This window comes from Bradyrhizobium sp. CCBAU 45394, assembly GCF_028128655.1.
Classification (GTDB): Bacteria; Pseudomonadota; Alphaproteobacteria; order Rhizobiales; family Xanthobacteraceae; genus Bradyrhizobium; species Bradyrhizobium diazoefficiens.
On the sequence record NZ_LBIX01000171.1, the window covers coordinates 30,082 to 41,309 of the forward strand.

Genomic DNA, 11,228 nt, shown 5'->3' on the forward strand with positions numbered 1-11,228 from the left:
AGTGATGCTATTGAGTGACCATGCTCGACACCGTGCAACATCATTCGCAGCCGCAATCCGGCGTGCCGCAAAACCATCTCGCCGATGAGTTCGTCGAGACGCTGCGGCTGGCCGTGCCGATGATGCTGACGCAGCTCGGGCAGATCGCGATGATCACGACCGATCTCGCGCTGATCGGCCGGCTCGGCGAGGATGCGGTCGCCGCCGCCGCGCTGGCGCATACAGTTTATTTCGTCAGCTTTACCTTCGGGCTCGGATTGATGGCTGCGGTGTCGCCGCTGGTGGCGCAGGCGTTCGGCGCCGGCGACGTCAGGCGCATCCGCCGCGCCTTGCGCGTCGGCTTGTGGGTCGCGCTGCTGATCTCGCTGCCGATGATGGCCTCGCCGCTTTATGGCGAACACATCCTGATCGCTCTCGGACAGGTGCCGCAATCGGCCGCGCTCGCCCAGCGCTATCTGAACGGCCTCGCCTGGGGCATCGCACCGGCGCTCGGCTTCATCGCGCTGCGCAGCATGATGAGCGCGGTGAACCGGCCGCAGCCGCCGCTGTGGATCACGGTCGCGGCGATCCCCGTCAATGCCGCGCTGGTCTATGTCCTGATCCATGGCCTGTTCGGCCTGCCGGAGCTCGGCCTGTTCGGCGCCGGGCTTGCGACCACGCTCGTCAATCTCGGCACCTTCCTCGCCGTGCTCGCCATCGCCGCATGGCGAAAGCCATTCGCGGACTACCGCCCGCTCGCCCATCTCTGGCGGATCGACTGGCCCCTGATGCGCCAGCTCATCGCGCTCGGCGCGCCGATCTCGTTTTCCCTGCTGCTGGAATATGGCCTGTTCTCGTCCGCCGCGCTGCTGATGGGGTTGATCTCGACCACGGCGCTTGCCGCGCACCAGATTGCGCTCCAGGTCACGGCCGTGCTGTTCATGGTCCCGCTCGGCATCGGCATGGCGGCGACGGTCCGCGTCGGCCACGCCTTCGGCCGCAACGACCCGGCCGCGGTGAGACGTGCGGGCCTCGTCGCTGCGGTGCTTGGCGTAGCGCTGGTCTCGGCCCTGACGGTTGCCATCATCCTCGGCCGCTACGAGCTCGGACGGCTGTTCTTCGGCGGCAGCGAGGCCAGCGCGGCAACGGTCGAGCTGACGGCGACACTGCTGCTGGTCGGCGCGACCTTCTTCATCGCCGACGGTCTCCAGACCATCATGGGCGGCGCACTGCGCGGCATCAATGACACCAGGATGACGCTGGTGTTCGCGGCGATCGGCTATTGGTGCGTCGCCTTTCCCGTCGCCTGGGTCCTGGCTTTCCACGCCGGGCTGGGCGCAGTCGGCGTCTGGATCGGATTCTCGATCGGCACGTTCGTCTATGCCGGCCTCCTGGTCTTGCGCTTCCGGATGCTGGCGCGCAGACTGGTGAGATGATCGGCACAGTCCGCGAAGTTCCTCCCAATGTCGACGCCGGCACGCTGCTGGCGGGCGCGCAGTTCGTGGACGCATTTCGCGTGGAGATCGGCGCGACGGCGGTGAATGCCCGCGAGGCCTGCGTGCGGATGGTGCTGCACGGGCCACGCTGGGTCGATGCGCTCATACGCCTGCGCAACATCCTGGTGAGACCGTTCGGACTGAAGACCTCGGGCGAAGGCGCACCGGCGCCGTATGGCCTGATCGGATTGTTTCCGGTGGTCAGCGAAACACCCGAGCGGCTGGTCGCGGGCTTCAACGATTCCCATCTCGATTTCCGCCTCGTCGTCGATGTCGCCGGAACGGAGGCGGACCGCCAGGTGACATCGACCACGCTGGTGCGCACCCACAATCTGCTCGGCCGGACCTATCTCGCCCTCATCATGCCCTTCCACAAGTTCGTGGTCCGCGGCATGATGAAGCGCATCGGGGAACCGGCGAGATGACCCTGTCCGTCGACCTCTTCTACTCCTACCGCAGTCCCTTCAGCTATCTGGCGCTGCCGAAGACGCTGAAGCTCGTCGCGGAGTATGACCTCGCGGTGAACCTGCGACCGGTCTATCCGCTCGCAGTCCGCGTCCCCGGCTTCTTCAAGAAGGCCAGCCCGAACTTCATTCGCTATGTGGTGCTCGACAGCACGCGCGTCGCGCAGCACGAGGGCATTCCGTTCCGCTTTCCGAGGCCAGATCCGATCGTGCAGGACAAGACGACGTTCGATGTCGCGGCCGAGCAACCCTACATCCACCGGCTGACCCGGCTGGGCGCGATGGCGCAGCTCGAGGGCCGTTCGCTCGCATTCACCGATGCAATTGCGCGCGTGCTGTGGGACGGCTCGGTGGCGGGCTGGAACGAAGGCGATCATCTCGCCCGCGCTGCCGAGAAGGCCGGCTTCGATCTCGCCGCGATGGATGCTGCGATCAGCGCCGATCCGGATCGTTACGAGCAGGTGATCGCGGAGAACGAGAAGGACCACGCCGCCTCCGGCCATTGGGGCGTGCCGACCTTCGTGTTCGAGAACGAGCCGTTCTTCGGCCAGGACCGCATCGATCTCTTGGTCTGGCGCATGCAGGACAAGGGCCTGACGAAGCGGTAGGGCAAGTCCTGATGCGTACCGGCCTCGGCCCATGACCGACATAGGTCAACATGCCGCGGCCGGGCGTGCATCCGCGTTGATCCCGGTCAAATGACGCATCTCGCCGGCTGCATAGCGTCTCCTCCCGGAAGGAGCCGCGATCATGCTGCCGTTCACGATCGAGCAATTCCTAGGTGTTTTTGCGAGCTACAACCGGGCAATCTGGCCGATGCAGGTTCTCGCATATCTGTTGGGCGGGCTGGCCTTCGTGCTGGTGTTTCGCAAGGACAGATGGGCCGATCAGATCGTCGCCGGCATTCTTGCGGCGATGTGGGCATGGACCGGGATCGTCTATCACCTGACCTTCTTCGCAACGATCAACAAGCTGGCCTACATTTTCGGCGCATTGTTTGTCGTCCAGGCTGCGGCCTTCGTCTATTTCGGCGTGTGCCAAAACCGGATCGATTTCGACTACAATGAGGAATCAGCGGGGGTTATCGGAGTCGCGTTCGTGTTCTACGCGGCGGCGATCTACCCCCTGTTCGGCCTCGAGATGGGTCAGCACCCCAACGAACTGCCGATGTTCGGAGTCACGCCGTGTCCCGTCACCATCTTCAGCTTCGGCATGTTGCTGCTGACAAGGCAGCCGGTCCCGCGCTGGCTCCTTGTGATCCCGTTTCTATGGTCGCTTGTCGGCGGCAGCGCCGCGATACTGCTCCGCGTGCCGCAAGACTGGGCGCTGTTGGTGGCTGGAGCTGTCTCTCTGGCACTGCTGGTCCAGCGTGACCGGCGGGTCGCATCAGCCTGCTAGTTCCAGCACCGGCTCACTCCGCCACGCGCGCGGGCTTGTCGCTTGCTGCCTCCGACCACTCGCCGACGACGCGGTCGAGATCGCAGAGATTCTGGTGCATCTGCTCCAGCGAGAATCCGATGGCGAAGAAGCGCTCGGCGGTGTCGCCGGAATGGCCGCGGATCAGACCGTCCTGGCGCACCGCGGCAACCGCCTCGGCGTAGTGCTGAAGCGCGACATGCACGGGATGGATCGGCGGCGCGCCGGCGCCAGCCCGCAGTGCTTCGGCCGCCGACCGCAGGAAGCGCACGATCGCCGCACTGACCTCCGCCAGCGGCGCGGCGAGCCGCATCTGCACCTCGACCGGCAGCGGGACGACGGTGGCGCGGCCGATCATCACGACGTCATGGCGCAGCCGCAGGACCGTTCGCAGCAAGGGACCGGTATCGGGCCCGCTCGACAGGCGCGCCGCACGCTCGCGTTCGGCTTCTGTACCGATGGCATTCATGCCCACCATCGCGGTGCCGATGCCGTCCTGGATCCGGTGCAGCGCATCGTTGTCGCGGCCGCGCGTGAGACCCGCGAGCAACTCGGTGAAGGCGTCCGCGATCAGTTCGAGCAGTCTTGCCGCGCTGGCGCGGATCTGTCGCACCGCGCGTGAGGGCAGCACCAGGAACGAAACGAGCAATCCCGTGATGGCGCCGACCCCGACCTCGCTGACGCGATCGATCGCCGAGGTCATGGGATCGGAATGATGCATGGTCGGAACCAGCAGCACGATAATCGCGGTCACCGTCGCCGCGTTCAGGCTTGGGTTGATCGCGGCCACGAAGGCGAGCGGCGCGACCGCCAGCACCAGCAACCCCAACAGGCCGGCCTCGGTAGAGTAAGGGATCAGGATCGCGATGGCGCCGCCATAGATGGCGCCGCCGATCGTGCCGAGCACATAGTCGCGCGTCGCCTTCAGCGAGCGACCGACGCTCATCTGGGTCACGATCAGCGAGGTCAGCACCGCCCAGAGCGGCAGGAGCAGATGCAGCGCGGTGGCAATGGCATAGGCCGCCACCGCGGCGACCGTGACCCGGATGGCCAACCCCAACTGCGTCCGCCGTGATCGGATCCGGTCGAACATTTGTCTTGCGAGTGCCATCGTCGAATGTCCCGGTCGATCCTCTTGCGCCTGCCAAAAGCATAGCTGATGCCCGCGGCCCCAAGGCCGCTTGAAAGGCCAAATCAGCCCGCCTAACTTGCGCGCCAAAACGAGGAAACACGATGGCCCACGAAACCGCAACGCTCGCCGCCTATGTCTTCAATCTGAAATACCAGGATATTCCGGCGGAAGTGCTGGATCGCGCCAAGGTGTTGACGCTGGATTTCCTCGGCAGCGCGATCCGGGCCAGAAGCGAAGCGGAATCCACCCCCTCGATCCTGAAGATGCTGGAGGCGCTCGCGCTCGACACCAGGGGCGAGTCCACCGTGTTCGGCGACAGCAAGACCTGGACCCCGGCGGTGGCGGCGCTCCTCAACGGCGCACTCGGCCATTCCCTCGATTTCGACGACACGCATGCGGATTCCTCGCTGCATCCGAGCGCGCCGGTCGTTCCGGCCGCGTTCGCCGTCGGCGAGATGGTCGGCGCTTCCGGGCGCGACGTGCTGACCGCGATCGTGGCGGGCTATGAAGTCTGCTGCCGGCTCGGCAACGCGCTCGACCCGACCTCGCATTATGCGCGCGGCTTCCATCCGACCGCGACCGCCGGCACCTATGGCGCGGCCGCCGCGGCCGGAAAACTGTTCGGCCTCAGCGAAAAACAGATCATCGCCGCCTTCGGCGTCTCCGGCAGCCAGGCCGCCGGCTCGCTGCAATTTTTGGTCAACGGCGCCTGGAACAAGCGCTACCAGGTCGGCGCCGCCGCGATGAACGGCGTGATCGCCGCGACGCTGGCGCGCAACGATTTCGTCGGCGCGACCGAATCGGTCGAGGGCAAGCACGGCCTGCTCACCGGCTACACCGACGACGCGCATCCCGGCAAGGCCGTCGCCGAGCTCGGCAAGACCTATGAGACGATGAAGATCGGCGTGAAGCCGTATCCGAGCTGCCGCTACACCCATGCCGCAATCGACGCGCTGATCGCGATGCGGCGCGAGCACAATCTGACGCCAGACCAGGTCAAGCGCGTCGAGATCGGCCTGCATCGCAACGGCATCACGCTGACCGGCGATGCCGCGACCAAGCGGCATCCGACCTCGATCGTCGGCGGCCAGTTCTCGATGTTCTTCACCGGCGCGCTCGCGCTCGATCAGGGCAGCTTTGGTTGGGATGACTACAACCGCCTCGGCGATACCGCCATCGACGCGCTCGCCGACAAGTTCGACGTGGTGCAGGACGACCGGCTCGAGATCGGCCGCACCCATCCGTTCGGCGCGCGCGTCAGCATCACGACGGACGACGGCGTGCACGAGCGGCTGTATGCCGATCCCTCCGGCGAGCCGAATTCGTTTCCCGATGCGCAGGCGATGCAGCAGAAATTCTTGACGCTGGCGCGTCCGGTGCTGAATGCGCGCGCGGAGAAATTTGCCGATGCGATCCTGACGCTGGAGCGGTTCGACCGCGTGGCGAAGGCGACGGAATTGGGGAGGTAGGACTCTCTCTTCCCCCTCTCCCCGTTCTTACGGGGAGAGGGTTGGGGTGAGGGGCATCTCTCCGCGAATGAGATGGCCGCGAGACCTGTACCCCCTCACCCGGATTGCTGCGCAATCCGACCTCTCCCCGCAAGCGGGGAGAGGTTAAATCAATTCACCCCCGCCAGCTTCCCCTTCTCGTGCGTTGCGGCCACCACGTCGCGCACGAGATCGAACACGCCGTCCGCCTCCGGCGGCCAGTTCGGCGAGCGGCCGAGCCGCACGATCACGAGTCGCTCCGAGGGAATGACGATCGTGTACTGCCCGATCGTGCCCTTGGCGAAGAAGGCATCGCGTGGCCAGCCGTGTGTGATGCGAAGGTTCGCGCCAAAGCTGGCGCCGTGGTTGGTCCAGAAGCCGGCGCCGATGCCGACCCACGCGTTTGGCGTCGCCGTCGCCGAATAGTTCACCCATCCCTCGGGGAGGATGCGCTTGCCGCCGGCGAGGCCGTCATTGAGATAGAGCTGGCCGAACCGCGCCCAGTCACGCGCGGTCGCCAGCATTTCGCTGGAGCCCTCGACCGTGCCGGCGCCGTCGAGCTGGAGCGTGACATGGCGCATGCCGAGCGGGGCGAACAATTCGCGGCGCGCGAAGCGCAGCGCGTCTTCGGGGGTACCGCCGGCAGCAACGCGGATCAGATGCGCGAGAATGATGGTGTTGCCGTCGTGATAGTTCCACGCGGTGCCCGGTGCGGTCTCGAGCGGGATGCTCTCTGCATAGGTGGCCATGTCGGATTCCATGAACTTCATCCGGTTGACGGGCTCGAAGGCGGAGCCGAGCGAAGCCTCCAATGAGCTGCCGAGCGCAAGGCCCGCAGTGTGGCGCAGCAGCTGATCGACGGTAATGGCGTGGCGCGGATCGTCAGGATCTTTCCAGGCGGCGACCGGCGCAGGCCCATCGAGCTTCAGCTTGCCCTGGCGCACCAGCACGCCTGTTAGCGCCGAGATCGCCGATTTCGTCATGGAGAAGCCAAGCAGCGGAGTCTCCGGTCCGATTCCGTCCGCATAGCGCTCGGCGATGATGCGGCCCGCCTTCATCACGACGACCGCGCGGGTGCGGCGATAAGGCGGCTGCGCGGGCTCCGCGAACGCGCGGTCGAGCGCGGCGGCAAGCTCGGGACTTTGCGGCGGCACGATCGCAGGGCCGGCGATCTCGGGCAGCAGCGCCGGCTGCCTGTCGTCCGCAGGCACGGTGACGTCGGCGATCGCCGCGCCGTGCTCCAGCGTGCAGCCGAGCCCCTCGCGATAGACGGCATGGCTGCGGCCGATGCCGAACAATGTCACCGTGACGTCCTTGCGCGCGCGATCGACCTGATAGTCCATCGCCCAGGTGATCAGACTGGTGCCCGGCATGGCGTCCATGGTTTCGGCGAAGGTCCGCCTGATATCCAGGCCCGAGACGAACGTCTCGGAGCACAGGATGTCGGCGACGAAGCCGGTGGCGATCCTGGGCACGTCGTGCGCCCGCGCCGCGCCGAGCGCGACGCCGGCAGCGGCGATGGCGGTGGTGAGGAGGATGATCTTGCGGCGGCGGGTCACGGGCTTTCTCCGGCTTCGGGGCAGGTGCGGGAGAGCAGGCCGGATGCGGGCGACACGCGCTCGCCGGATTTGGAAAATAGCGTGGCTGAAACTGAGCGGGGCTGGCCGATTCCGAAATAACTCAAATATTTCAAAGCAATGCGAGGATGCAGTCACGACGGTGGTCCGCTCCCTCGCCCCGCTTGCGGGGAGAGGGTTGGGGTGAGGGGGAGCCTCCGCGGGGGCGGTGAGAGTTTGACTCGCGGAGGCTCCCCCTCACCCGCCGCGCTTCGCGCGTCGGCCTCTCCCCGCAGGCGGGGAGAGGCGAAGGACCCGTCACGCCGCGCTGGTGTTGAGCCGCCGGTACTCCGTCGGCGTCACGCCGGTGACCGCCTTGAAGGCGCGGTTGAACGGGCCGAGCGACTGGAAGCCGGCGTCCATGGCGATGGTGATGACCGGGACCTCGGCCTGGGCGGGATCGGCGAGCGCGGCCTTTGCTTCCTCGATCCGGTGGTTGTTCAGGAATACATTGAAGTTGCGGTAGCCGAGCCGCTGGTTGATCAGCCGGCGCAGCCGGTATTCGGGAATCTTCAGCCGACCCGCCAGGACGCCGATGGTGATGTTCTCCTGGCGATAGATCCGCTCGTCGGCCATCAGCCGCATCAGGGCGTCGATGAGCTTTTGATCGGCCGCGTCATCGGCTGCAGGCTGACTGAAAACAATCGGCGGTGCGGGCTCCGCCGCGGCCGGAAACAGATCCGCCCCGTCAACGCGCATCATGGCATAGACGATCGCCGCGACGGTGCAGGCAAGCACGCCGGCATTGATGGTTTCGGCGACATCGCCGACGTGCTGGCCGGCGACGGCGATCTGGAGCACCGCGTTCAGCCCGCCATAGAGCGCGGTTACGCAGACGATGAAGACACGAACGTGACGGCGGCGCTCGACCAGGTCGGCCGGCCAGGAGGCGATCATCTGCCCGACCGCGAGCGCGATGAAGCCGAGCGCGATCAGATTGACCACCGTCACCGAGAACCGCACATGGCCGCTGGGTGCAATCCAGACGCAGCCTGCGAAGCTGAAGGCCGTCACCAGCGCCCAGACCCATCCGTGCCACCAGCGGAGGCGAAACTCGTCGTCGAACAGGGAGCGTGTGAACAGCCAGAACACCACGATCGTGCCGGTCGAGAGCGCGATCAGCGGCGCATGCAGGAGCGGGATCCGCGACGTGACATCTACCGAATAGCTCGCCGCATGCGCCGCTGAGCCCAGCGCGAAGGCCGCACCGAGCCGGGCCGCCAGCACATTGCGGAAATCCGAGACCAAGGACGCCGCAAGCACCAGCAGCAGCGCCACGGACGCGGCGCGAAATGCAAGCTCTGTTGCGGCAAGGGTCATCAGTTGTGGCGGCCGTCTGGTGTAATCGACCGACCATCGTTCGTCAGGCCGATTTTTTCAAGCACCATCCGCACCACAACCGTCATCGCCCGGCTTGACCGGGCGATCCAGTACTCCGAGACGGCAATGATTAAATCGATGGTCCGCGGCGTACTGGATCGCCCGCCTTCGCGGGCGAAGACAGTTGAGAATGTGGCACCGCCGCCCCCACGACATCTTGTCCGGCTTTGTCGCGACGGCGACGCCAAATCCTGCTACGATCGTGCCCAAGAAAGTTAAAAGGAGTCCATCATGAGCTGGCAACCCTCCAACGATCCCGTGCTCGGCGATCCCATGTCCTGCGATGCGCTCGATCTTGTCATCGTGCCGCGCACGCGCGACCTCGGCGACGGCTTCGTCGTGCGGCGCGCGCTGCCCCATGGCAGGCGGCAAATGGTCGGACCCTTCATCTTCTTCGATCATTTCGGCCCGGTGCAGTTCGTTTCCGGCAAGGGCATGGACGTGCGGCCGCATCCGCATATCGGACTTGCCACCGTCACCTATCTGTTCGACGGCTCGATCATGCATCGCGACAGCGAGGGCAACGTCCAGGAGATCGCGCCCGGCGCGATGAACCTGATGACGGCGGGCCGCGGCATCGCGCATTCCGAGCGCACGCCGGATGCGCAGCGCGCCTCGGGCCAGCAGATGCTGGGCCTGCAAAGCTGGATCGCGCTGCCGGCCGGATCGGAAGAGATCGCACCGTCGTTCCAGCATTACGGCGCCGGCGACCTGCCGATGATCTCCGAGCGGGATTTCACCGCGCGGGTGATCGCGGGCTCCGCCTTCGGCATCACGTCGCCGGTGTCCATGGTCTCGCCCTGGTTCTACACCGAGGTCACGGCGGTCGCGGGCGCGAGCGTGCCGCTTGACCCCGATCACGAGGAGCGCGCGATCTACGTGGTCGACGGCGAGGTCGAGATCGCGAACGAGCGCTATGAGGGGCCGCGGCTGCTGATCTTCCGCCCCGGTGACCGCATCACCGTGAAGGCACTCAAGGCCACGCGAATGATGTTTCTCGGCGGCGATGCACTGGAAGGCCCGCGCCACATCTGGTGGAATTTCGTCTCCTCCAGCAAGGAGCGGATCGAGCAGGCCAAGCAGGACTGGAAAACCGGCCGCTTCGCGGCGGTTCCTCAGGAACATGAGTTCATTCCGTTGCCGGAATAGGCTAATCCGGTTTCCGGCCGTGCCGTCAGGCGCGGCCGGATTTCCCGCCTGAAGGCCATGCCTTCGAAAGATCTGTCTGCGAAAGCTTTGCCGATGACCACCATGCTCTCCAGCGACCTGCCGCTCCCCAAGATCGGGCGCGGCAAGGTGCGCGACATCTATGCCGTCGACGACGACCGCCTGCTGCTCCTTACCACCGACCGCATCAGCGCCTTCGACGTCGTCATGGGCGAGACCATCCCGATGAAGGGCGCGGTGCTGACCCAGATCAGCGCGTTCTGGTTCAACGAGCTTGAAGGCGTGGTGCCGCATCACATGATCAGCGCCGACACCGACGAGATCATCGCGGCCGTGCCCGCCTTGAAGCCGCATCGCGCCGAGATCCTCGGCCGCGCCATGCTCTCCCGCCGCACCACGGTGTTTCCGATCGAATGCGTGATCCGCGGCTATCTCTCGGGATCGGCCTGGAAGGAATACGCCGCCAGCGGCACGCTCGCGGGCGAGAAGCTGAAGGCCGGCCTCGTCGAGAGCGAGAAGCTGGAGCCAGCGATCTTCAGCCCGGCGACCAAGGCCGAGACCGGCCATGACGAGAACATCACGATTGCGCGGATGCGCGAGGTGGTCGGCGACGAGACAGCCTACACGCTCGAGAGCATGACGCGCGCGATCTACACGCTCGGCGAGGAGCTGGCGCGCGAGCAGGGCATCATCATCGCCGACACCAAGTTCGAGTTCGGCCGCGACAAGGACGGCCGCATCATCCTGATCGACGAGGTGATGACGCCGGATTCGTCGCGGTTCTGGGCCGTCGATGCCTACAAGCCCGGCCAGCCACAGGCGAGCTTCGACAAGCAGCCGCTGCGCGACTATCTCGACGTCGAGCGCCGCGCCGGCCGCTGGAACGGCGACGCCCCGCCGCCGCCGCTGCCGGCGAGCGTGGTGGAGGCGACCAGCAAACGGTATCTGGAGGCGTATCGGCGCGTGACGGGGAAAGAGCTGAAGATTTAGGCGCAGTTGCTGCCACAAACTCGTCATTGCGAGCGCAACGAAGCAATCCAGAGTCTTTCCGCGGAGGGATTCTGGATTGCTTCGCTACGCTCGCAATGACG

The 11,228-nt window shown here is 66.0% G+C and carries 10 protein-coding genes; 7 read left to right on the forward strand and 3 right to left on the reverse strand.

Annotation, left to right across the window (positions count from 1 at the left end; genetic code table 11):
* Window positions 1–20 precede the first annotated feature (20 nt).
* The 4 genes from WN73_RS28115 (at window position 21) to WN73_RS28130 (ending at window position 3,337) form a co-directional block, all read left to right on the forward strand.
* A complete protein-coding gene (locus WN73_RS28115) occupies window positions 21–1,415 on the forward strand; it encodes an MATE family efflux transporter (RefSeq protein WP_271555783.1) in 1,395 nt (464 codons plus the stop codon).
* Entirely contained in the window at window positions 1,412–1,900 is a 489-nt protein-coding gene (locus WN73_RS28120; protein WP_271555615.1) for a DUF2867 domain-containing protein, read from the forward strand. The genes WN73_RS28115 and WN73_RS28120 overlap by 4 nt, the downstream gene beginning before the upstream one ends.
* Window positions 1,897–2,547, forward strand: coding sequence for a 2-hydroxychromene-2-carboxylate isomerase (locus WN73_RS28125; RefSeq protein ID WP_011083641.1), 651 nt, complete (start codon window positions 1,897–1,899; stop codon window positions 2,545–2,547). Before WN73_RS28120 ends, WN73_RS28125 begins: the two co-directional genes overlap by 4 nt.
* A 142-nt stretch (window positions 2,548–2,689) precedes the next feature.
* Window positions 2,690–3,337: a DUF6064 family protein gene (locus WN73_RS28130; RefSeq protein ID WP_271555617.1), complete on the forward strand. Its 648-nt coding sequence runs from the start codon at window positions 2,690–2,692 to the stop codon at window positions 3,335–3,337.
* Window positions 3,338–3,350: 13 nt separating this feature from the next.
* Here WN73_RS28130 and WN73_RS28135 read toward each other — a convergent pair whose 3' ends face one another.
* Window positions 3,351–4,466 (reverse strand): FUSC family protein, encoded by a 1,116-nt coding sequence (locus WN73_RS28135; protein WP_271555619.1) that lies wholly within the window; start codon window positions 4,464–4,466, stop codon window positions 3,351–3,353.
* 122 nt (window positions 4,467–4,588) lie between these two features.
* Here WN73_RS28135 and WN73_RS28140 point away from each other — a divergent pair, with 122 nt between their 5' ends.
* The gene (locus tag WN73_RS28140; RefSeq protein WP_028172542.1) at window positions 4,589–5,956 is read left to right on the forward strand and encodes an MmgE/PrpD family protein; all 1,368 of its coding nucleotides are present in this window, start codon (window positions 4,589–4,591) and stop codon (window positions 5,954–5,956) included.
* 149 nt (window positions 5,957–6,105) lie between these two features.
* Here WN73_RS28140 and WN73_RS28145 read toward each other — a convergent pair whose 3' ends face one another.
* Together WN73_RS28145 and WN73_RS28150 are read right to left on the reverse strand one after the other, a co-directional pair.
* The gene (locus tag WN73_RS28145) at window positions 6,106–7,533 is read right to left on the reverse strand and encodes a serine hydrolase domain-containing protein (RefSeq protein WP_271555621.1); all 1,428 of its coding nucleotides are present in this window, start codon (window positions 7,531–7,533) and stop codon (window positions 6,106–6,108) included.
* Window positions 7,534–7,848: 315 nt separating this feature from the next.
* On the reverse strand, window positions 7,849–8,910 hold the full coding sequence (locus WN73_RS28150; RefSeq protein ID WP_271555623.1) for an AraC family transcriptional regulator: 1,062 nt from the start codon (window positions 8,908–8,910) through the stop codon (window positions 7,849–7,851).
* Between the two features lie 291 nt (window positions 8,911–9,201).
* Between WN73_RS28150 and WN73_RS28155 the strand changes: the two genes are divergently transcribed.
* Window positions 9,202–10,119, forward strand: coding sequence for a pirin family protein (locus WN73_RS28155; RefSeq protein ID WP_028172539.1), 918 nt, complete (start codon window positions 9,202–9,204; stop codon window positions 10,117–10,119).
* Between the two features lie 93 nt (window positions 10,120–10,212).
* Complete coding sequence (locus WN73_RS28160) at window positions 10,213–11,127, forward strand: phosphoribosylaminoimidazolesuccinocarboxamide synthase (RefSeq protein WP_028172538.1); 915 nt, start codon at window positions 10,213–10,215, stop codon at window positions 11,125–11,127.
* Window positions 11,128–11,228: the final 101 nt, after the last annotated feature.